Genomic DNA, 20,219 nt, shown 5'->3' with positions numbered 1-20,219 from the left:
TCTCAGTACTTCTATAAACACTGTTAGCGAGGATGACTAAACCAATACACAGATATTTCAAAACTGAAAATCGACAAATAAAAATATGGACGAGTACTTATCGGACAGGTAAATATTAATAGGTATAAACTTTTTCAAGTTTTTTAGCCACAATAAAATAAAACAGATAAACATCTTGAACAAAAGAAATTGCTATTTACAGCTATTTAAAATTATAACATCCGTAATCGTATAAATGCCTATTTAAAGGATGATTATTTTCTAAAAAAAATTAAATGTGTTATACAAATTAGTGCTTGACGGATCAATTGTGACATATTATTATAGAGTTAACAAAGGTGAAACGCTTTCAAAGATTGAAAGACTTTGAGAGTGGAAAATTAATGATTGAAAGGGGTATGGAGATGGGAACAATCGTTTGTCAACACTGCAACTCTACAATCGGTCATATTGAAGTGGAAAAGGTGACAACTTTGTATGGTAAATGCGATCATCATGATTGCAGTAAAGAAAATAAGCAGGTTGTCGAGGTCAAATAAGGGGTTAAGTATATAGTTTTTAAGGGGTAATAAAACACGCAAATATTGTTTTGCGTGTTTTATTTTTGTTTAAAAAATGAAAGGATTCGCATATTAGATTTGCTTTCAAGCTTCTAAGCGTAACCTCACAAGGTTATAAGACGCTACAGAGTATAAAGAAGTGTAGGTGCTTGCTATCTTATCGCATGATGCTCTTTAATCACTCTAAGAGTTTGTAACGTCTGATCTTCTGGTCCTTGAACAGGTAAACCAACATCCAGGTTTTTCTTAATATATGTTAAATTATCTTCAGTAATGATTTCACCTGGAATAAAAATTGGTATTCCCGGCGGATAGACCATAATAAATTCAGCAATGATTCTGCCAGCAGATTCTTCTATAGGCACAATTTCAGTCTTTGCATAAAAGGCATCACGCGGCGTTAAAGCTAAGACGGGAATATCAGGAAGTAAAATTCGTTCCTTATTGTCGTCTTGTGGATTATTTTTTAATTGAAACGAATCAGAGAGCTCTTGTAAAGCTTTGATTAACATATCAACCTCTTGCTTCGTATCTCCTGGTGTAACAATACATAAAATGTTATATAAGTCAGATAGTTCTACCTCGATTTGATAGTTTTCACGAAGCCATTTTTCTACGTCATATCCAGTTATACCTAATTCAAAAACTGGAATGATTAATTTTGTAGGGTCATAATCAAAGGTTGCTTTCGACCCTAAAATTTCTTTGCCAATACAATAAATATTATTAATATTATTTATTTTTTCACGAGTATAATTAGCCAACTCAATTGTTTTGTCAATTAATTCTTTCCCTTTTGTAGCTAATTGTTTTCTTGCAACATCAAGAGAGGCCAATAATAAATAGGAAGTTGAAGTTGTTGTCATCATACTCAAAATTGATTGCACACGCTGTGGTGACACTAATCCTTCTCTTACATTTAAAACAGAACTTTGTGTCATTGAACCACCTAATTTATGAACGCTGGTTGCAGCCATATCAGCACCAGCCTGCATAGCACTTAAAGGTAATTCCTCATGAAAATGAATGTGTACTCCATGTGCCTCATCAACTAAAACTGGAACATGATAAGAATGAGCAATCTCTACAATTTTTTTTAAGTCTGCTGATACTCCAAAGTATGTTGGATTAATAACTAAGACACCTTTTGCATCTGGATTCTGCTCAAGAGCTTTTTCAACTGCATCCGTTGTAATACCGTGCGATATGCCTAAATTTTTATCGATTTCTGGATGAATAAAAATAGGAACTGCTCCTGAAAATACAATGGCTGTCATAACAGATTTATGAACATTACGAGGTACGATTATTTTATCTCCTGGTCCACAAACAGCCATCACCATCGTCATGATCGCCCCGCTTGTACCTTGAACTGAAAAAAATGTATAATCAGCTCCAAATGCTTCTGCAGCAAGCTCTTGTGCTTTTTTAATCATACCTTTAGGTGCATGTAGATCATCTAAAGGGCCTATATTAATCAAATCGATCGATAAGGCGTTATCACCGATAAAGTTTCTGAATTCAGGATCAATTCCTGCCCCTCTTTTATGACCTGGGATATGGAATTGGATTGGATTTTTTTTTGCGTGTTCAACTAATCCTGTGAACAATGGTGTTTCAAATTGTGACAATGCTGTTCCCACCTTCTTTTTCAATATTTTACTAATTTATTAAATGTTAAAAATTTAATCATAAATGAAAAACTGCAATCTCCTTATGTAATTCAATGGTTCAGCATGTATCAAAAAGAAAGAAATAGCAGCAGCAGATCGTACGGAAAATGTCGAATTCTGCATAATTATAAAACAAATGAATTATACCTTTATCGTATCTGTGAGTCAATAATAAGTGTAATATTTTCTGCCCTTTTCATAATATCATCGTATATGGTTTATCTCATTCATGAAGGAATTTAATGGTTAACCTAGAATACAAATGATAATAGGAGGGTGAGAGATGAATTGGAATACTAGAATAACAGATATTTTAGGTGTGCAATATCCAATTGTACAAGGTGGTTTAGCTTATTTAGCATACTCGGAATTAGCAGCAGCAGTGTCAAATGCTGGCGGCTTGGGTCAAATAACAGCAATGTCCCTTGGGACAGCAGAAGCTTTAAGAAACGAAATTAAAAAACTTCGTGAACTGACATCTAAACCATTTGGTGTGAATTTTGCTATTGGTCAATACGGAAAGGGTTACAAAGAGTTGGTAGAAGTTGCCATAGAGGAAAGTGTTCCAGTCATCTCAATGACAGGTGGAAACCCTTCGCCGATTTTCGACATGCTTAAAGGTGTGGATGTAAAAAAACTAGTATTAGTTGCTGCTAAAAGACAAGCAATAAAAGCAGAGGAGCTCGGTGCAGACGCTGTTATGGTTGTTGGACAAGAAGGTGGCGGTCATATAGGTAGAAGCGATGTAGGCACATTTGTTTTAATTCCACAAGTTGTTGATGCAGTTTCAATACCTGTCATAGCTTCAGGTGGAATTGGCGATGGCAGAGGATTAATGGCTGCCCTTAGCCTTGGTGCGGAAGGGATTGAGATGGGGACTCGTTTTATAGCCACTAAAGAATGTATACATGCCCATCATCTTTATAAACAAGCCTTACTCGATAGTGATGAAAATAATACAGTTGTAATTAAAAAATCAATCGGCGCCCCTGGTAGAGTACTAACAAATAAATGGACAGAGAAAATCCTTAAGATTGAAGAAAATTCAAGTGGTTATGAGGAATTAAAAGATTATATTAGTGGCGTTGCTAACAAAAGATATATATATGATGGTAAAATAGATGAGGGTTTTGCATGGGCTGGACAAGTAACAGGGTTAATCTCTGATATACCAACCGCATATGACCTGATCGCTAAAATGATTAATGATGCCGAGGCTATTCGTAAAAAGTGGTCTTAAATCCTACGATGATCGGCTAAGTTATTTAAATGAGAGGATGGAAAACAGCAGGATGGATTATCAATATCCGATCTCCTTAGACTGGAGTACAGAAGAAACAGTAGATGTCATAAAGTTTTTTGAAAGTATTGAAAAGGCTTATGAAAAAGGAATTGAGCGTACCGAGCTATTAAGTGCATATCGGAGGTTTAAAGAGATTGTACCAAGTAAAGCAGAGGAAAAAACAATTTGTAACGAATTCGAAGAGGTAAGTGGTTATTCCTCCTATCGTGTGATTAAAAAAGCAAAGGATATTGAGGAAAAACAAACTGTTAAAATGTAAGATTTAATTGAAGATAAACGTCCAGTTCTTATTAAGAAGATACCTGGACGTTTTTTTATTAAGGCTTTTTTCTAAGTGATTGTTGTTTTTAAAATGGAAACTATTTAAGGTTGATTGGAGCAGATTGCGAGACTCCTGCTTAGAGCAGCGGGTCAGGTGAGACTCATGCAGGCGTTTTACGCCGAGGAGGCTCACCGCCCGCCCCACGGAAAGCGAGCAGCTCTCGCTGCAATCAACCGTACCGCACTGCTTGGTAATAGCAACAAAGTTTACGAAAACAGCCTTTATTAAATAGAAATTTTATACAAAGGAACAAGTGCTTTAAATGTTTCCTTTATAAACAAATAAAGTTTGTCACCATCATTAACTAGAGGATCATTTGCATTAATATGACGTCCTATTAGAAATTCGGCTTTTTTTACATCTCTAAAACGTTCTAATGAAGCATATAAATCAATTTCAGTTAATGGCTTAGCATCTTTTTTTGTATGATCTAATGACACATAGTAATCATTTGGTATTATCTTTGTGATCGTTTCGATATTATTTAAGAACTTTTCAGCAATGTTTTCTTTATTTGGTAATTCATATATATACGCAAGCCATATAAAAAGATGATCATCAAATAAGCCAACTTGAAAGTGTGGGTGCTGTTTGTATCCTCGTTTGTTTGCAGCGATGGCTAACCATGTATCTTTAGGAGGATTTATCGTTCGTCTTAAATGTTTCGCAATATGTAAATGCATTTCGTTTTGTAATAGGAGTGATAAATCGTCTGATAATACTTGTCCTAATTCGTTAAATTTAGGTTGAATTCTCTCACGTATTGCTTCCATGCGTTCATCAAGGCCGTCTATGGTAAATGTTTCAAAATCCTTCGTAGTAAATCCTGCAAAATTCATATCCTTAACTCCTCCTGTAGTTATACATTGCAATTTAAATACTGAAATTCCATTATAAAGGGATAAGCATATGTTAGCACAATGAAATGCTTAGAAAAATATCCAGAATGTTTCGTGAAAAATGAGTGGTGGTATGAATTAGGTAAATACACAATTTCTTACGATCAGTTCCAACTTATTTTCCATTCACATAGTATATAAAAAACTATTAAATATTTCTTTAAGAATCTTTGAAATCGTTTTGATTGTTATGAGATGAAGAGAAAAGAAAATGAAAGGGGCGGTAGAAAGATGAAACAAATTGTTAAACCGGGTAATCAAAAAATCATTAACAATCGTATAGGGGTGTTAAGGCTCGAAATGGATTATGAATTAGCCACCCTTTACGAAGCAATGCAAAATAATGATAGCAAGAAAACAACAGAATGCAAACAAAAGCTGGAAAAGTTACGTAAAGAGTGGATGAAACTCCAAACATAGTAGGGGATGAGTAAATCTACAAACGAACCTTGTAAGGTTCGTTTTTATCTGCCCAACAATTATGGTACTTACTTGCATTCCTTTAAATTAATACAGTATCCTTATTAAGGAATCATTGATTTATACATAGAAATGAGGTTGCCAAATGACAAATTGGAAAGAAATTGATCAAAAGGCTAAAGAATGGGTAAGGGAAGCAGGAGAAAGAATAAGAGATTCCTTTAAGTCCTCACTCTCTATTCAATTTAAATCAAACCCCAACGATTTAGTGACAAATATGGATAAGGACATTGAGCAATTCCTGATTGGAAAAATTCAAGAAACATACCCTGGTCATAAAATATTAGGTGAAGAGGGTTATGGTGATGACGTTACTTCATTAGATGGAGTAATATGGATTATTGATCCTATCGATGGTACGATGAATTTTGTTCACCAGCAACGAAATTTTGCGATTTCAGTTGGTATCTATGGGGATGGCATTGGTTATATTGGATTAATTTATGATGTCGTACATAATGAGCTATACCATGCATTTAAGGGCGAGGGAGCATATATGAATGAAATTCAGTTACCAATGCTCGATAAGGTAAAGATAGAAGAAGCGGTAATTGGCATAAATCCTGTGTGGGTAACGGAAAATAAGCGTATCGATCATACTATCATAGCACCAATAGTTAAAAAGGTTCGTGGCGCACGTTCATATGGTTCAGCCGCGCTTGAATGTGCATATGTTGCATCAGGACGATTAGATGCTTACTTAACAATGAGACTCGCTCCATGGGATATTGCTGCTGGTTTGATCTTGATTGAAGAGGTTGGAGGAACTGCGTCAACATTAACAGGAGAGAAGCTAAATTTGTTAACGAAAAATAGCTTCTTCGTCGGGGAAAAAAATCTTCATGAACACATGTTAAAGGAATATTTAAACAGGTGACAAATCTTTCTGCACGAGAATTGCATGTGAATGATTATCGTTTTCTGAAAGAGATTATTGAAGTCAGTCCAGCTTGGCAAAAGAAGAATGTTTAGCAGAAGACTTACAAACCTATCTACTGTCTTACAAAATGTATAATGGTCAATGGAGAATCTGGACTTCTGAAAACAAACTAGTAGGAGTTAGTTATGTATTAGAATGGTCGCCAGCAAACGAAAAGCCCTGGGTGGGGACCGTGCTCATTCATCCTGTGTTCCAGTGCAAGGGATATGGAAGAAAGATACTGGCGATGATAGGAGACGAACTTCATCAAAGAGGTCATAAGGCGTTATTTGCTGCTTGTCCGATTAACCAAGATCCTTGGTTGCAATTTCTTGGGAAATGTGGATTCCAACAGTTCAAAGTAGAGAAAGATGATACGACATCAAAAGAATATATGATAACCGTTAAACCTTTATTGTAATGAATACTAAAGGTAAAATGAAAAACTGCTAGCCCTTTAAAGGGCTAGCAGTTTTTGTATGTTTTATTCTAAAAGCCCTTTTTCACGCATTCTCTTTTTTAAAATAAAACCTGATGCCATCACAGCATTTAATCCGATAATTGCCAGTACGATTCCGAGGATACTTCGTTCACCAACTGCAATCCCTATCCCGATCATACAAGCTGCTGCTAATGATGCTAATAAGAGAAAAATCCACTTGCCAACTTTCATGAATATCGCCAACTCCCATCCAGTTTCGAAAAAAATTAGAGTGCTTTCTTTAGTTTACATAAAATACTATCACTTTTCTACATTGTTTATGGTATAATATCGAGGGTAATTTTGAAATTATTATATGTTCAATCGAAACCTCTCGAAAAGTCTTACTGTATTTCTTATTATTAGTATGGATAACCTTTTAGTAGAGTCTATTTGAATATACATTTTAGGAGATGAAAGAGTGAAATTACGTAACGATATTCGCAACATAGCCATTATTGCCCACGTTGACCATGGGAAAACAACATTAGTAGACCAACTTTTACACCAATCTGGGACATTTCGTTCTAATGAACATGTTGAGGAACGTGCAATGGACTCAAATGATCTAGAACGTGAACGCGGTATTACAATCTTAGCTAAAAACACAGCAATTAATTATAAAGACACTCGTATTAACATTATGGATACGCCAGGACATGCAGACTTCGGTGGAGAAGTAGAACGTATCATGAAAATGGTAGATGGTGTTTTACTTGTTGTTGATGCATATGAAGGTTGTATGCCTCAAACACGATTTGTATTAAAGAAAGCGTTGGAACAAAATTTAACACCAATCGTTGTAGTTAATAAAATTGACCGTGACTTTGCTCGTCCATCAGAGGTTGTTGATGAAGTAATAGATTTATTTATTGAGCTAGATGCAAATGAAGAGCAATTAGAGTTCCCAGTTGTATTTGCTTCAGCTATTAATGGTACTGCAAGTGTTAGTCCTAATCCTGCAGACCAAGAAGAAAATATGGCATCATTATTCGATGCTATTGTTGAACATATTCCTGCACCTGTTGATAACAAGGAGGAACCACTACAATTTCAAGTGGCATTACTTGATTATAATGACTACGTTGGACGTATTGGGATTGGTCGAGTATTCCGTGGAACAATGACAGTAGGTCAACAAGTATCATTAATGAAAATTGATGGATCGATTAAAAACTTTCGTGTAACGAAAATATTTGGTTTCCAAGGTTTAAAACGAGTGGAAATTAATGAAGCAATCGCAGGGGATCTTGTTGCAGTTTCTGGTATGGAAGATATAAACGTAGGTGAAACAGTTTGTCCAGTTGAACATCAAGAAGCATTACCAATTCTTCGTATTGATGAGCCAACATTACAAATGACGTTTGCAGTTAACAACAGTCCATTCGCTGGACGTGAAGGTAAATATGTTACTTCTCGTAAAATAGAAGAACGCTTAATGTCTCAATTACAAACAGATGTAAGCTTACGTGTTGATCCAACATCTTCACCAGATGCTTGGACCGTTTCAGGACGTGGAGAACTTCATCTTTCCATCTTAATTGAAAATATGCGTCGTGAAGGTTTTGAACTTCAAGTATCTAAACCAGAAGTTATCGTCAAAGAAATTGATGGTGTAAGATGTGAGCCAGTAGAACGAGTACAAATTGATGTACCTGAAGAACATACTGGTGGTGTAATGGAATCAATCGGTGCTCGTAAAGGTGAAATGGTCGATATGATCAATAACGGTAATGGTCAAGTTCGATTAATTTTTAACGTACCTGCACGTGGCTTAATTGGTTACTCAACTGAATTTATGTCTTTAACTCGCGGCTTCGGTATCATTAATCATACATTTGATAGCTACCAACCAATGCAACCAGGTCAGGTTGGAGGACGTCGTCAAGGTGTACTTGTTTCAATGGAAAATGGTAAATCATCAACTTATGGCATTCAAGGAGTAGAAGATCGTGGGATTATCTTCGTTGAAGCAGGAGTAGATGTTTATGAAGGTATGATCGTTGGAGAGCATACTCGTGAAAATGATCTAGTTGTTAATATTTGTAAAATGAAACAACAAACAAATATTCGTTCAGCTAACAAAGATCAAACCAACACGATGAAAAAACCAAGAATCATGTCATTAGAAGAAGCACTTGAATATTTGAATGAAGATGAATACTGTGAATTAACACCAGAATCCATCAGACTAAGAAAGAAAATTCTTGACAAAAACGAACGTGAAAAAGCAGCGAAAAAGAAAAAGTTAGCTGGGATTTAATTAGAAAAGCTGGAGTGCCCGAGTGGCACGAAGCTATATGGTTTATAAAATTTATATAATTAGGCTGATTCTAAAGAGTCAGCCTCTTTCCATACATAGCTGTTTTTTGAAATAATACCACTAACTTTTAACGTGAAGGAAAAATTTTCATACTAGTCCCGGCTTTAACTTATTGGGGGAAGCTTGCTAACCACAATGTTTTTATCCGAATGGTTATTACCCTATTTGGAAAGTATGATGTTAAGCAGGTTCATCTCCCTTCCTTAATATAATAGGTGTAAATAAGGAGGAGAAAAAATGGATATAACTGAAAGGTTGTCTTTTTTTCCAAGCTTATATAATGTTGTTGAACATCCAAAAGTAGGAATGTGGATGCTATACCTTACTATATTGCTATTATCGATTCTAGTTTATAAGTTAGGGTTTGCAAAAAGGCTGCCAATTTTAAAATCACTTGTGATTTATCTCTTTTTAGCATTTGGATGTACGGTGCTAACATTTTTAGGTATATTCTTACCTGTTGCTGAAGGTTTGTGTGTTGCAGCGCTTATTTTAATTATTTATAAAATAAGACTTCACCAATCAAAGAAGCAGGAAGCAGAAGAAGCAAAATAAACAAAAGGTTCTGACAGAGTCAGAACCTTTTGTTTATTAAGGATTAAAAACGTTTTAAAGGAAAGCAATTACCAAGATTCTTCCGTCTTTTTATCCTGATAAAAACGAAATTTTCCAGATGCAATACGAGCGTTTGTTTTTTCTTCTATACGCTCATGACAAGTTTTGCACATGTATGTATGAATCGGACGGTTTCTAAGTCGTTTTGCAATTAAAGTTTCATCATCGATTGTTTCAACAAGATCACAAATTACGCATTTAACTTTCATATTACACCTCAAACAATTAGAATAGCTGTCTAGATTTTCACAAAAGACCAATCCTAACAAATAGTATATCACAAAAAGAACATAACATTATGTAGTTCTATCATCAATTACTAAAATGAAATAAAAAAATTGTTAATAGTTGGATCTGGTTTTAAAAAAAGGTATGATAGATGTATCAACTGGAAATGGAGGGTATCTAATGGCAAATTTGATAGAAACAGTGCTGATTGATCCGTTATATTTATCTCTTCAAAAAGAGCGCTTTGTAACAATTGCAACAATTGATTATGAAACTGGATCACCAATTGTCATTGCAATATCATGGGTTTTTGCACCTGATAGAGACCGAATTTTCTTTGCGATTGATCAAGATTCCAGAATAATTGAAAATATTAAAAAACATCCAGCAATTGTGATGAATATTATTGCGAATGAATCTACATATTCCATCAATGGTTATGCACATTTAATTGAAGAAAGCCTTGAAAATGTTCAAATTAAGCTTAGTTTAATCGAGTTAACGATTTCAGAAGTTAGAGATGTCATGTTTTACGGATCGAAAATATCTTTAGAACCAAAAATTGAAAAAACATATGATGAGTTTGCAGCAGCAAAACTTGATAATCAAGTTTTAGAGGCAATGAAGAAAAGGACTTCCAAAAATAGTGAGTGTTTATGATAAGAACTTTATGATTAAAAATTGGTTAAATTTTTAATAAGTTCATCACTCTATTGATGGCAGTCCTTTTTATTATTACTCTGTAATTATTTTTTCATATGGTCGAGAGATTGGTCCTCTTGTTCTTTTTCTAATTGCTGCTCTTCATCTTTATCTAATTGATTTTTAGATTGCTCTGTAGGTTGTTTTTCTTGGTTGTCAAGGATTTCACTAGGAATTTCAGGAATAACTCGTCCTACAATTGCTGCTAATTCATCAAGTATTCCGACGATTGGACGGCCTTCCTCAATTTCGCGGGCCATTTCACGCAGGCGCGTATTTGTATCGGCGTCAGCAATAACAACTGCGTTTGCACCATAAGGATCATGCATTAAGCTTTCTGAAACAGTATACTTAACTGATTCCACTTTATTTCGATCTAATTTAGAATTAACATCGATACCGACTACAGCAAAATTACCTAACACAACAGCTGTTGCATCATTTACTTCAGGTACTTTTGTTGCAATTTCCACCAAATGTTTTGAAATCTGTTGACCTGTTTTTCGATCAACATGTTCATCTACACTATTTTTCACATTAATTGGCGTACCGTTATCATTCTCCTCATCTGTTTTTGGTGCACCTTGATTAACTGTACAACCAGAAAGTACAAGAGCAGAAATCAGAAAGACAGAGAATAAATTTCGCATGAAATCACTCCTATTGTAAATTTAACTACATATATGGAAGTCTAGAATGTAGATTTTTTCCTTGCTTTTTAATTTTATTGTCTAATAAACCTTCTATCTTTATTCATTCTTTCATATATTTTAGCAACGCTTCATTCACAGCTTGACTAATCACTACCTAAATGGTTCACTCCATAAAAAAATAGCAACGGAGTAGGAGGCGGAGGTTTGAGGAAGATTTATGTTCTAGACACAAATGTATTGTTACAAGATCCGAAATCAATATTTTCCTTTGAAGAAAATGAAGTGATTATCCCAGCAGTTGTTTTAGAAGAGGTTGATTCAAAAAAGAGATATATGGATGAAATTGGTCGAAATGCAAGACAAGTATCAAAATTAATTGATCAGCTAAGGGAAACTGGAAAATTACATGAAAAAATCCCATTGCCAAATGGAGGATCATTAAGAATTGAGCTTAATCACCGATCTTTTCATCAGCTGCAAGAAATATTTGTTGAAAAAACAAATGATAACAGAATTTTAGCAGTTGCAAAAAATTTATCATTGGAGGAGCAGACAAAGGAAAATGGCCGAGCTGTTATCTTAGTTAGCAAAGATACACTTGTACGTGTCAAGGCTGACGCTATCGGGCTGATAGCAGAGGATTTTCTAAGTGATCGAGTAGTCGAGATTGATCATATATATACCGGCTTTCTCGATTTGTATATTAGCAGCGAAAATTTAAATCGTTTTTATGAAAAAAATGAATTAATTATTTCTGAAATTACAAACCATCCATTTTATCCTAATCAATTTGTCATCATGAAAGATGCATTAGGAGGTTCTTCCTCAGCAATAGGAAAAGTGGATCAATTAGGCAAGAAAATCCAACGTCTTGTATTTGATCAGGATCATATTTGGGGAATCCGTCCACGAAATGTTCAGCAAACAATGGCGTTAGAACTATTGCTTCGAACTGATGTGCCTTTAGTAACTCTAATTGGAAAAGCTGGCACTGGTAAAACTTTACTAGCTTTGGCTGCTGGACTCATGCAAACTGAAGATTTAGGTACCTACAAAAAATTATTAGTTGCTAGGCCAATTGTACCAGTGGGAAAAGATCTAGGATTTTTACCAGGTGAAAAGGAAGAAAAGCTTAGACCATGGATGCAGCCAATTTATGATAATTTAGAGTATTTATTCAATACTAAAAAACCAGGTGAGCTTGATGCGATCTTAGCAGGAATGGGATCAATTGAAGTAGAAGCACTGACATATATTAGAGGAAGAAGTATACCTGATCAGATCATACTAATTGATGAGGCGCAAAACTTAACAAAGCATGAAGTGAAAACAATATTAACTCGTGTTGGTGAAAGAAGTAAGATCGTGCTTATGGGTGATCCTGAACAAATTGATCATCCGTATTTAGATGAATACAATAATGGACTTACTTATGTAGTTGAAAAATTCAAAGATCAACCGATTGCAGGGCATGTTCGTCTTGTTAAAGGGGAACGTTCTGGCTTAGCACAACTTGCAGCAGATTTATTATAATGACTTAGTATCTTGAAATGTCATGGGCAAAAATGAAGCTCATGAATAGAAAGTATGTTTCTTACCTTCTTTTCATGAGCGGCTAGACCCCATAAAGCAATATATTAAACCAATGGAATTAAATGGAGTTTTTATTTGATAAGAATTTCTTTTACATTTTTTATTGGATCAGTGGCATTCGAGCCGTCTCCATAATAAACATGTATTGGTCCACCGATTTCTTCACCTAATGGCTTTCCTTTTAAACTAAAACCAACTATAACTTCCTTTGCTTCATCAAGCGTTAACGGTATTATTTCATTGACTGTGACAAACTGAACGGTTGACGCATCTTCTTGAATCTCAGCATTTTCTAAAAATGGCTTTAATGAGATACCGAATGTTCCGTTTAGCAATTTTTGCTTTTTGTATGTACGTTCCGTTTTAAGTGTAGGAGGCACGATTGCACCTTCCATAATTTCTCGATCCCAATGCTTTGAAACAGACTTTGTATATTCTTCTATTTCATCTGTTTCTTGCTGTACTTTCGTAAAATAAGTAGTTAAATCTACTTTCCTGTCATCAAAAATCCATACGCCTGGATCTAAGGTAATCTGAAAATTCACTTTTCCTTTTATCATGATGATCGATTCCATAATTTACACCCCTTTACAACGCAAGTATAAGCTTTTATTGAAAATTTGTCACATCATTTGTCAATATTTAAGTTGAAAACTAAGGTTCGTCATTCCATTAAAAACGATTGCAAGTCTTTTTATTTTATTTTTATAAGGTCATCTGCGTTTGTTTGATTTGATTGTCCTTGCTTTTTAAACGATTTGCCTTTAATATTAATACATAGAAAAGGGTAATCGCTCGGAAACGGAGGGATTAAATTGGCGTCTGAGATTGTAGTTGATCATCGAGAAAAGGCACTTGCTGTACTTAAGGCCGATGCTGATAAAATCATGAAGCTTATTAAGGTCCAAATGGACAATTTAACGATGCCTCAATGTCCTCTATATGAAGAAGTTTTAGATACACAAATGTTTGGTTTATCTAGAGAAATAGACTTCGCAGTAAGACTAGGTCTAATAGAGGATCGTGTAGGAAAAGAATTGCTTGATTCACTAGAGCGTGAGTTGTCTGCATTACTTGATGCATTCACAACGAAATAAATTTAAAAAGCGTAAGCGCCTTTTTCAGCTCCGAAAGTCCTAAGATGCTTTTATATAAAGCGTATGCTTATGTTCCAATGGGGCTGGGCGCCAGAGCTAGACATTCAATCAATGTACAAAAATGTATACTTCTAATCCTAGATTTAAAACTCAAACTATGAACAACAAAGTTTGAGTTTTTTATTTTTAAAGGAATTTACTATTTCGAACGCGAAGATATAGTAAAATAAAAACAACATTGATAAATCAACATGTTTTAGATAAGGAAGAGATAATAATGGTTAAAAAAATACTAAAATCCTATGATTATTCATTAATTCTAGCAGTTATTTTGATCTGTGGTTTTGGTCTCGTGATGGTATACAGTTCTAGTATGATTACAGCTGTAGCTCGTTACGAAGTAGAAGCAGATTACTTTTTTCAGAGACAGAAGCTCGCATTAATAGGAGGTAGTATTGCGTTTATCTTTATGATGATTTTTCCGTATCGGGCTTTTTTAAATAGTAAAATATTAAAACTGATTGTTATTGGATCAATTGGAATGCTTCTTTCCTTATTTTTTATAGGTAAAGTTGCAGGTAATGCACAAAGTTGGATTAGTTTAGGTGGAATGAACATCCAGCCAGGTGAATTTGTGAAGCTAAGTGTCATTATATATTTGGCAGCAGTTTATGATAAGAAGCAATCATACATAAATGAGTTTGGAAGAGGTGTGATACCACCATTAGTGTTCACAGGGGTTATTTGTGTATTTGTTATCATTCAACCGGATTTCGGTACTGCCTTCATTATTGGAATGATTACAATATGTATGATTTTGTGTTCAGGAACAAACCTTAAAAGTATTTTGAAGCTTGTTGCTACTGTTGTTGCATTTGGTATTCTTATGTTACCTTTAATCATCATGAATGGCCTATTTAGTGATGAACAAATTAGTCGATTTGTTGGAGTAGCAGATCCATTTAAATATGCAGATGGTGATGCGTATCAGCTTGTAAATTCATTTTATGCAATTGGATCAGGGGGACTAACAGGGTTAGGGTTAGGACAAAGTGTTCAAAAATATGGTTACTTGCCAGAATCACATACTGATTTTATTATGTCAGTAATTGCAGAAGAATTAGGAATATTTGGTGTGTTGTTTGTCTTGCTTTTACTCACATTTATTGTTCTAAAGGGCTTTTCAATTGCTCGTCATTGTCAGGATCCATTTGGGACTTTACTTGCGGTTGGGATATCAAGTATGATCGCCATTCAAGCAATGATCAATCTTGGAGGATTAACAGGTTTAATCCCGATTACTGGCGTTCCATTGCCATTTATTAGTTATGGTGGTTCTTCAATCCTGTTATTACTCATTTCAATGGGGCTTCTAGTTAATGTTTCAATGTTTACTAATTATCGAGATACGTATCAACAAACGACAACACAAGAAGTAAAAACTACATCTGTTGTTAAATCCATCAATCAAAAGAGAAATACATCTATGCGTTAGTCCTATCAAAATATGTGTTACACTATTAGTTAAATGTGTTATACTAATTTAAAATATACAAGATCTCAAGAGTTCATAAGGAGGATTATCGTGTCAGTGAATAGAATTCAAAAGCTATTAGTTGCAAACCGAGGAGAAATTGCCATTAGAGTATTTCGCGCCTGTACGGAATTAAATATTCGTACAGTCGCAATTTATTCGAAAGAGGATTCAGGATCTTATCATCGCTATAAGGCAGATGAAGCATATCTTGTAGGAGAAGGAAAAAAGCCTATTGATGCCTATTTAGATATAGAAGGAATTATCGAAATTGCAAAAAATAACAGAGTTGATGCTATTCATCCTGGCTATGGTTTTTTATCTGAGAATATTCACTTTGCTCGACGATGTGAAGAAGAAGGTATTATTTTTGTTGGGCCTCAATCAAAACATTTAGATATGTTTGGTGACAAAGTTAAAGCGCGTACACAAGCCGATTTAGCTAACATTCCCGTTATACCTGGTAGTGATGGACCAGTTACTAACCTTGATGCTGCCATTCAATTTGGTGAAGCTTATGGGTATCCTTTTATGATTAAAGCCTCATTAGGAGGCGGTGGAAGAGGAATGCGCATCGTTCGAAGTGAGTCTGGTTTAAAAGAAGCGTATGAACGAGCTAAGTCTGAAGCAAAAGCGGCTTTTGGTAATGATGAGGTCTATGTAGAAAAATTCATTGAAAATCCTAAACATATAGAAGTGCAAATTTTTGGTGATCATGAGGGGAATATTGTCCATCTATTTGAAAGAGATTGCTCTGTACAAAGACGTCATCAAAAAGTTGTTGAGGTAGCTCCAAGTGTTTCCTTATCAGAACAGTTACGTCTTGAGATATGTAATGCTGCTGTAAAACTGATGGAAAATGTGAAATACTTAAATGCTGGAACAGTTGAATTTTTAGTTTCTGGTGAGCAATTTTATTTCATAGAAGTAAATCCAAGAGTTCAGGTTGAACATACAATCACTGAAATGATTACAGGAATTGATATTGTACAAACACAAATACTTATTGCAGATGGCCATCTGTTATCCAATAAGGAAATCGGTATACATTCACAAGAGCAAATTAAAACAAACGGGTATGCCATTCAGTCACGTGTAACAACTGAGGATCCTTTAAATAATTTTATGCCTGATACAGGAAAGATTATGGCCTATCGTTCAGGTGGTGGTTTTGGTGTTAGACTTGATGCAGGAAACGGCTTCCAGGGTGCGGTAATTACACCACATTATGATTCATTATTAGTAAAGCTCTCAACACAGGCTTTAACATTCGAGCAAGCTGCAGCTAAAATGGTCAGAAATTTGAGGGAATTTAGAATTCGCGGGATTAAAACAAATATCCCATTTTTAGAAAATGTTGTGAAACATAAAGACTTTTTGTCAGGGAAATATAACACTTCATTTATTGACACTACACCAGAATTATTTGTTTTCCCAATCCGCAAAGACCGCGGAACGAAAATGCTAACATATATAGGTAATGTTACAGTCAATGGTTTTCCTGGGATTGGCAAAAAGAAAAAACCGGTATTTGATAAGCCTGTTATTCCAAAAATTAAGTATTCAGAGAAAATGCCAAATGGTACAAAGCAAATTTTAGACCAACATGGTGCAGAGGGACTTATCAGTTGGATAAAAGATCAAAAACAAGTATTACTAACTGACACTACCTTTAGAGATAGTCATCAATCGTTATTGGCAACTCGTGTTCGTTCAACAGATTTAGTCCATATCGCTGAACCAACAGCACGCTTAATTCCCAATTTATTCTCCTTAGAAATGTGGGGAGGCGCTACATTTGATGTTGCATATCGCTTTTTAAAAGAAGATCCTTGGGATCGCTTATTAACAATTCGTCAAAAGTCACCAAATGTGTTATTACAAATGCTTCTTCGTGCCTCAAATGCTGTTGGTTACAAGAATTATCCGGATAATGTAATAAAAGAGTTTGTGGAAAAGTCTGCTTATGCTGGTATCGATGTTTTTAGAATATTTGATAGTCTAAACTGGGTAAAAGGTATGTCTCTAGCAATTGATGCTGTTCGTGATACGGGAAAAATTGCTGAAGCAGCAATCTGCTATACAGGAGACATTTTAGATCCTTCTAGGCAAAAGTATAATCTAGATTATTATAGGGATATGGCAAAGGAGCTTGAACAGGCTGGAGCCCATATATTAGCTATTAAAGATATGGCAGGCTTACTAAAACCTCAAGCAGCTTATAACTTGATTACTACTTTAAAAGAGGCCGTTTCGATTCCAATTCATCTTCATACACATGATACAAGCGGGAACGGCATCTATACTTATGCAAGGGCAATTGATGCTGGGGTAGATATAGTGGATGTTGCAGTCAGTTCAATGGCTGGTTTAACATCTCAGCCTAGCGCAAATACACTTTACCATGCATTAGAAGGAAATGAACGACAACCAGATGTAGATATTCATGCTTATGAAAAACTATCACAATATTGGGAAGGTGTACGCAAATATTACTCTGATTTCGAAAGTGGTATGAATGCACCGCATTCAGAAATATATATGCATGAAATGCCAGGCGGCCAGTATAGCAACCTTCAACAACAAGCAAAAGCTGTGGGCTTAAGCGAAAAGTGGGATGAAGTAAAAGTAATGTACCGACGTGTTAACGATCTTTTTGGTGATATTGTAAAAGTTACTCCTTCTTCAAAGGTTGTTGGAGATATGGCATTATTTATGGTGCAAAATAATCTAAACGAAGATGATATCTATGAAAGAGGAGAAAGCTTAGATTTCCCTGATTCTGTTATTGAGATGTTTGAAGGATATTTAGGTCAACCACATGGTGGATTTCCAAAAGAATTGCAAAAAATCATCTTAAAGGGACGTACTCCATTTGTAGAACGCCCAGGTGAACGATTGGAACCAGTAAATTTTCAAACTATAAAGGAAGATCTTTTCCATAGTTTAGGAAGACAGGTAACAAGCTTTGAAGCAATAGCACAAGCTCTTTATCCAAAAGTCTTTTCGGAATACTGTAAGACGTATGAAGCATATGGAAATATAGCTGTACTTGATACACCTACATTCTTTTATGGAATGAGATTAGGTGAGGAGATTGAAGTTGAGATTGAACAAGGTAAAACACTTATTGTAAAACTTGTTTCAATTGGTGAGCCGCAGGCTGATGGAACTAGAATCGTTTATTTTGAATTAAATGGACAGCCGCGTGAAGTCATTATTAAAGATGAAAACATTAAATCTACTGTTGTGACAAAGATTAAAGCTAATAAAGGAAATGACGAACAAATTGGAGCTACAATGCCCGGTACCGTTATTAAGGTTTTGGTAGAAGCGGGTGAAAAAGTGAATAAAGGGGATCACCTTATTATTACAGAAGCAATGAAAATGGAAACAACTGTGCAAACACCATTTGCAGGAATCGTGAAGGGAATACATGTATCGAATGGTGAAGGTATTCAAACAGGTGATTTGTTAATTGAAATTTCCAAAGGCTGATAACAGAGGCTAACTGAACTTAAACATACACTTTCTCTTTATTTTAGTTCAAGGTGCAGGTGCAAATTATATCTTTTAAAAAATGGACTGACTATAAGTCAGTCCATTCACTTTTTTCATTATTTTTCTCTATTTCATTCTGATTTACTTGGACCTTTTTACGACTTACTAACAATAAGAAGTAACTTAGCAATCCAAATAAACAAGCAATAATTAAAGCATGTGCAAGTGCAATAAATAAATTTAATCCAGAAATGACTACTAATGAACCTGATATTACCTGAAAACAGATTAAGATAAAGGCAATGATCCAGCCCCAATAAATCACTTTTTGGTTCTTATATCGTTTTATCGCCAGCCATGTCGTATATGTAATCCAAATGAAGATAAGTGCAGCTGCAAAACGATGTCCCATTTGAATCCATTCATGTAAAGTTGTAGGAAAGCCAGAAGCACGTCTACTACAAAGCGGCCAATCTGGACAAGCTAGACTTGCACCTTTATGTCTTACATAGGCTCCAGTGTATACAACGATATAGGAGTATATCATAATCCCAATCATGTGGAACTGCATTTTTTTATCGATTAATAGTTGTTTTGTATCAAACTTTTTATCGATTTCAAAAATCAATAATGTCAAAAGTAAAACAGATGCAAAGGATATAAGCGATATGCCAAAATGAAGAGCAAGTACCGCATCAGACTGGCCCCACTTAACTGCGGCAGCTCCGATAAGTGCTTGTAATACTAAGAAAAATACAGATAAAATGGCTAAGAATTTGGTCTCTCTTATGTGACCAATCGTTTTCCAAGACCATATTGAAAGAATTAACACTGTTATTCCTGCAATTCCACTAACCATACGATGGCTAAATTCTATGACAAGCTCAAATGTAATTTTGCTTGGGATAAGCTCGCCATGACATAATGGCCAAGAATCACCACATCCTGCACCGGATCCGGTTTTTGTAACAAGAGCTCCACCGATCAATACGAACAGCATAATGATTGTCGTAAGAACGGAGAACCATTTAAGAGCACGTTGCAAACAGTTCACCCACTTATATAGCAAAATAAATTCTATGTAATTGTAAATACTTTTCGATCGTACACAAAGTAGTTGAAAAAAACAATGAATAAAGTGAAAAATTCACAAATTTATACGACTCGGAAGAACATAACCGTATGGTTAACTGTTCAAATCAAGACGGTTTAAATGTAAGAAATTGATCATCAAATTGCTAGAAAATTGATTTTTTCACGAAAATATGTCAGTAATTCCAGTAATTTATACAAAAAAGGTTGAATATTGTTGTGGAGTTTGCTAGAAATAAAAGGG

The 20,219-nt window shown here is 35.0% G+C and carries 20 protein-coding genes; 13 read left to right on the top strand and 7 right to left on the bottom strand.

Going from position 1 to position 20,219, the window contains the following annotated elements; genetic code table 11:
* Nucleotides 1-338: 338 nt before the first annotated feature.
* Nucleotides 339-539 carry a GapA-binding peptide SR1P gene (locus GMB29_RS18220; protein WP_406600278.1) on the top strand — a complete coding sequence of 67 codons (201 nt, stop codon included), beginning with the start codon at nucleotides 339-341 and terminating at the stop codon, nucleotides 537-539.
* A 173-nt stretch (nucleotides 540-712) separates the two neighbouring features.
* On the opposite strand, the gene GMB29_RS18215 is transcribed toward GMB29_RS18220, so the two are convergent.
* Complete coding sequence (locus GMB29_RS18215; protein WP_136351383.1) at nucleotides 713-2,191, bottom strand: aminotransferase class I/II-fold pyridoxal phosphate-dependent enzyme; 1,479 nt, start codon at nucleotides 2,189-2,191, stop codon at nucleotides 713-715.
* A gap of 325 nt (nucleotides 2,192-2,516) precedes the next feature.
* Between GMB29_RS18215 and GMB29_RS18210 the strand changes: the two genes are divergently transcribed.
* On the top strand, nucleotides 2,517-3,473 hold the full coding sequence (locus tag GMB29_RS18210; protein WP_136351382.1) for an NAD(P)H-dependent flavin oxidoreductase: 957 nt from the start codon (nucleotides 2,517-2,519) through the stop codon (nucleotides 3,471-3,473).
* Between the two features lie 52 nt (nucleotides 3,474-3,525).
* Nucleotides 3,526-3,795 (top strand): UPF0223 family protein, encoded by a 270-nt coding sequence (locus tag GMB29_RS18205; protein WP_136351381.1) that lies wholly within the window; start codon nucleotides 3,526-3,528, stop codon nucleotides 3,793-3,795.
* A gap of 287 nt (nucleotides 3,796-4,082) precedes the next feature.
* On the opposite strand, the gene GMB29_RS18200 is transcribed toward GMB29_RS18205, so the two are convergent.
* Entirely contained in the window at nucleotides 4,083-4,697 is a 615-nt protein-coding gene (locus tag GMB29_RS18200) for a YktB family protein (RefSeq protein ID WP_136351380.1), read from the bottom strand.
* 291 nt (nucleotides 4,698-4,988) lie between these two features.
* Between GMB29_RS18200 and GMB29_RS18195 the strand changes: the two genes are divergently transcribed.
* From GMB29_RS18195 to GMB29_RS18185, 3 genes are all read left to right on the top strand, one after another.
* Nucleotides 4,989-5,177 carry a hypothetical protein gene (locus GMB29_RS18195; RefSeq protein WP_136351491.1) on the top strand — a complete coding sequence of 63 codons (189 nt, stop codon included), beginning with the start codon at nucleotides 4,989-4,991 and terminating at the stop codon, nucleotides 5,175-5,177.
* 145 nt (nucleotides 5,178-5,322) lie between these two features.
* Entirely contained in the window at nucleotides 5,323-6,114 is a 792-nt protein-coding gene (locus GMB29_RS18190; protein WP_136351379.1) for an inositol monophosphatase family protein, read from the top strand.
* 73 nt (nucleotides 6,115-6,187) lie between these two features.
* Complete coding sequence (locus GMB29_RS18185) at nucleotides 6,188-6,577, top strand: GNAT family N-acetyltransferase (protein WP_227551383.1); 390 nt, start codon at nucleotides 6,188-6,190, stop codon at nucleotides 6,575-6,577.
* 63 nt (nucleotides 6,578-6,640) lie between these two features.
* On the opposite strand, the gene GMB29_RS18180 is transcribed toward GMB29_RS18185, so the two are convergent.
* A complete protein-coding gene (locus GMB29_RS18180) occupies nucleotides 6,641-6,829 on the bottom strand; it encodes a YlaF family protein (protein ID WP_136351377.1) in 189 nt (62 codons plus the stop codon).
* A gap of 229 nt (nucleotides 6,830-7,058) precedes the next feature.
* On the opposite strand from GMB29_RS18180, the gene typA reads away from it, so the two are divergent.
* Nucleotides 7,059-8,900, top strand: a complete 1,842-nt coding sequence (gene typA, locus GMB29_RS18175; protein ID WP_136351376.1) for a translational GTPase TypA — start codon at nucleotides 7,059-7,061, stop codon at nucleotides 8,898-8,900.
* A gap of 297 nt (nucleotides 8,901-9,197) precedes the next feature.
* Nucleotides 9,198-9,515 (top strand): YlaH-like family protein, encoded by a 318-nt coding sequence (locus GMB29_RS18170; protein WP_136351375.1) that lies wholly within the window; start codon nucleotides 9,198-9,200, stop codon nucleotides 9,513-9,515.
* A gap of 68 nt (nucleotides 9,516-9,583) precedes the next feature.
* Here GMB29_RS18170 and GMB29_RS18165 read toward each other — a convergent pair whose 3' ends face one another.
* Nucleotides 9,584-9,784 carry a YlaI family protein gene (locus GMB29_RS18165; RefSeq protein WP_136351374.1) on the bottom strand — a complete coding sequence of 67 codons (201 nt, stop codon included), beginning with the start codon at nucleotides 9,782-9,784 and terminating at the stop codon, nucleotides 9,584-9,586.
* A 199-nt stretch (nucleotides 9,785-9,983) separates the two neighbouring features.
* On the opposite strand from GMB29_RS18165, the gene GMB29_RS18160 reads away from it, so the two are divergent.
* Nucleotides 9,984-10,463 carry a pyridoxamine 5'-phosphate oxidase family protein gene (locus GMB29_RS18160; protein ID WP_136351373.1) on the top strand — a complete coding sequence of 160 codons (480 nt, stop codon included), beginning with the start codon at nucleotides 9,984-9,986 and terminating at the stop codon, nucleotides 10,461-10,463.
* Between the two features lie 86 nt (nucleotides 10,464-10,549).
* Here the strand turns inward: GMB29_RS18160 and GMB29_RS18155 are convergent, their stop codons facing one another.
* Nucleotides 10,550-11,155 carry a YhcN/YlaJ family sporulation lipoprotein gene (locus tag GMB29_RS18155; protein ID WP_136351372.1) on the bottom strand — a complete coding sequence of 202 codons (606 nt, stop codon included), beginning with the start codon at nucleotides 11,153-11,155 and terminating at the stop codon, nucleotides 10,550-10,552.
* Between the two features lie 207 nt (nucleotides 11,156-11,362).
* Between GMB29_RS18155 and GMB29_RS18150 the strand changes: the two genes are divergently transcribed.
* Nucleotides 11,363-12,691, top strand: coding sequence for a PhoH family protein (locus tag GMB29_RS18150; RefSeq protein WP_136351371.1), 1,329 nt, complete (start codon nucleotides 11,363-11,365; stop codon nucleotides 12,689-12,691).
* Nucleotides 12,692-12,822: 131 nt separating this feature from the next.
* Here the strand turns inward: GMB29_RS18150 and GMB29_RS18145 are convergent, their stop codons facing one another.
* On the bottom strand, nucleotides 12,823-13,326 hold the full coding sequence (locus tag GMB29_RS18145) for a molybdopterin-binding protein (RefSeq protein ID WP_136351370.1): 504 nt from the start codon (nucleotides 13,324-13,326) through the stop codon (nucleotides 12,823-12,825).
* Between the two features lie 240 nt (nucleotides 13,327-13,566).
* Here GMB29_RS18145 and GMB29_RS18140 point away from each other — a divergent pair, with 240 nt between their 5' ends.
* From GMB29_RS18140 to pyc, 3 genes are all read left to right on the top strand, one after another.
* On the top strand, nucleotides 13,567-13,848 hold the full coding sequence (locus tag GMB29_RS18140) for an Fpa/YlaN family protein (RefSeq protein ID WP_136351369.1): 282 nt from the start codon (nucleotides 13,567-13,569) through the stop codon (nucleotides 13,846-13,848).
* A gap of 277 nt (nucleotides 13,849-14,125) precedes the next feature.
* Entirely contained in the window at nucleotides 14,126-15,343 is a 1,218-nt protein-coding gene (locus GMB29_RS18135) for an FtsW/RodA/SpoVE family cell cycle protein (protein WP_136351368.1), read from the top strand.
* 96 nt (nucleotides 15,344-15,439) lie between these two features.
* Entirely contained in the window at nucleotides 15,440-18,880 is a 3,441-nt protein-coding gene (pyc, locus tag GMB29_RS18130) for a pyruvate carboxylase (protein ID WP_406600353.1), read from the top strand.
* 91 nt (nucleotides 18,881-18,971) lie between these two features.
* On the opposite strand, the gene GMB29_RS18125 is transcribed toward pyc, so the two are convergent.
* Nucleotides 18,972-19,928, bottom strand: a complete 957-nt coding sequence (locus GMB29_RS18125; protein WP_136351489.1) for a COX15/CtaA family protein — start codon at nucleotides 19,926-19,928, stop codon at nucleotides 18,972-18,974.
* Between the last annotated feature and the right edge of the window lie 291 nt (nucleotides 19,929-20,219).

This window comes from Metabacillus sediminilitoris, assembly GCF_009720625.1.
Lineage (GTDB): Bacteria > Bacillota > Bacilli > Bacillales > Bacillaceae > Metabacillus > Metabacillus sediminilitoris.
Note: the sequence above shows the minus strand (reverse complement) of the source record. Positions and strands in the feature narration are given on the sequence as shown.

Coding starts and splice junctions, on each gene's coding strand:
- GMB29_RS18180 (WP_136351377.1), bottom strand. CDS start 6,829: ATGAAAGTTGGCAAGTGGATTTTTCTCTTATTAGCATCATTAGCAGCA.
- GMB29_RS18190 (WP_136351379.1), top strand. CDS start 5,323: ATGACAAATTGGAAAGAAATTGATCAAAAGGCTAAAGAATGGGTAAGG.
- GMB29_RS18210 (WP_136351382.1), top strand. CDS start 2,517: ATGAATTGGAATACTAGAATAACAGATATTTTAGGTGTGCAATATCCA.
- GMB29_RS18200 (WP_136351380.1), bottom strand. CDS start 4,697: ATGAATTTTGCAGGATTTACTACGAAGGATTTTGAAACATTTACCATA.
- GMB29_RS18195 (WP_136351491.1), top strand. CDS start 4,989: ATGAAACAAATTGTTAAACCGGGTAATCAAAAAATCATTAACAATCGT.
- GMB29_RS18135 (WP_136351368.1), top strand. CDS start 14,126: ATGGTTAAAAAAATACTAAAATCCTATGATTATTCATTAATTCTAGCA.
- GMB29_RS18205 (WP_136351381.1), top strand. CDS start 3,526: ATGGATTATCAATATCCGATCTCCTTAGACTGGAGTACAGAAGAAACA.
- GMB29_RS18170 (WP_136351375.1), top strand. CDS start 9,198: ATGGATATAACTGAAAGGTTGTCTTTTTTTCCAAGCTTATATAATGTT.
- GMB29_RS18165 (WP_136351374.1), bottom strand. CDS start 9,784: ATGAAAGTTAAATGCGTAATTTGTGATCTTGTTGAAACAATCGATGAT.
- GMB29_RS18155 (WP_136351372.1), bottom strand. CDS start 11,155: ATGCGAAATTTATTCTCTGTCTTTCTGATTTCTGCTCTTGTACTTTCT.
- GMB29_RS18145 (WP_136351370.1), bottom strand. CDS start 13,326: ATGGAATCGATCATCATGATAAAAGGAAAAGTGAATTTTCAGATTACC.
- GMB29_RS18160 (WP_136351373.1), top strand. CDS start 9,984: ATGGCAAATTTGATAGAAACAGTGCTGATTGATCCGTTATATTTATCT.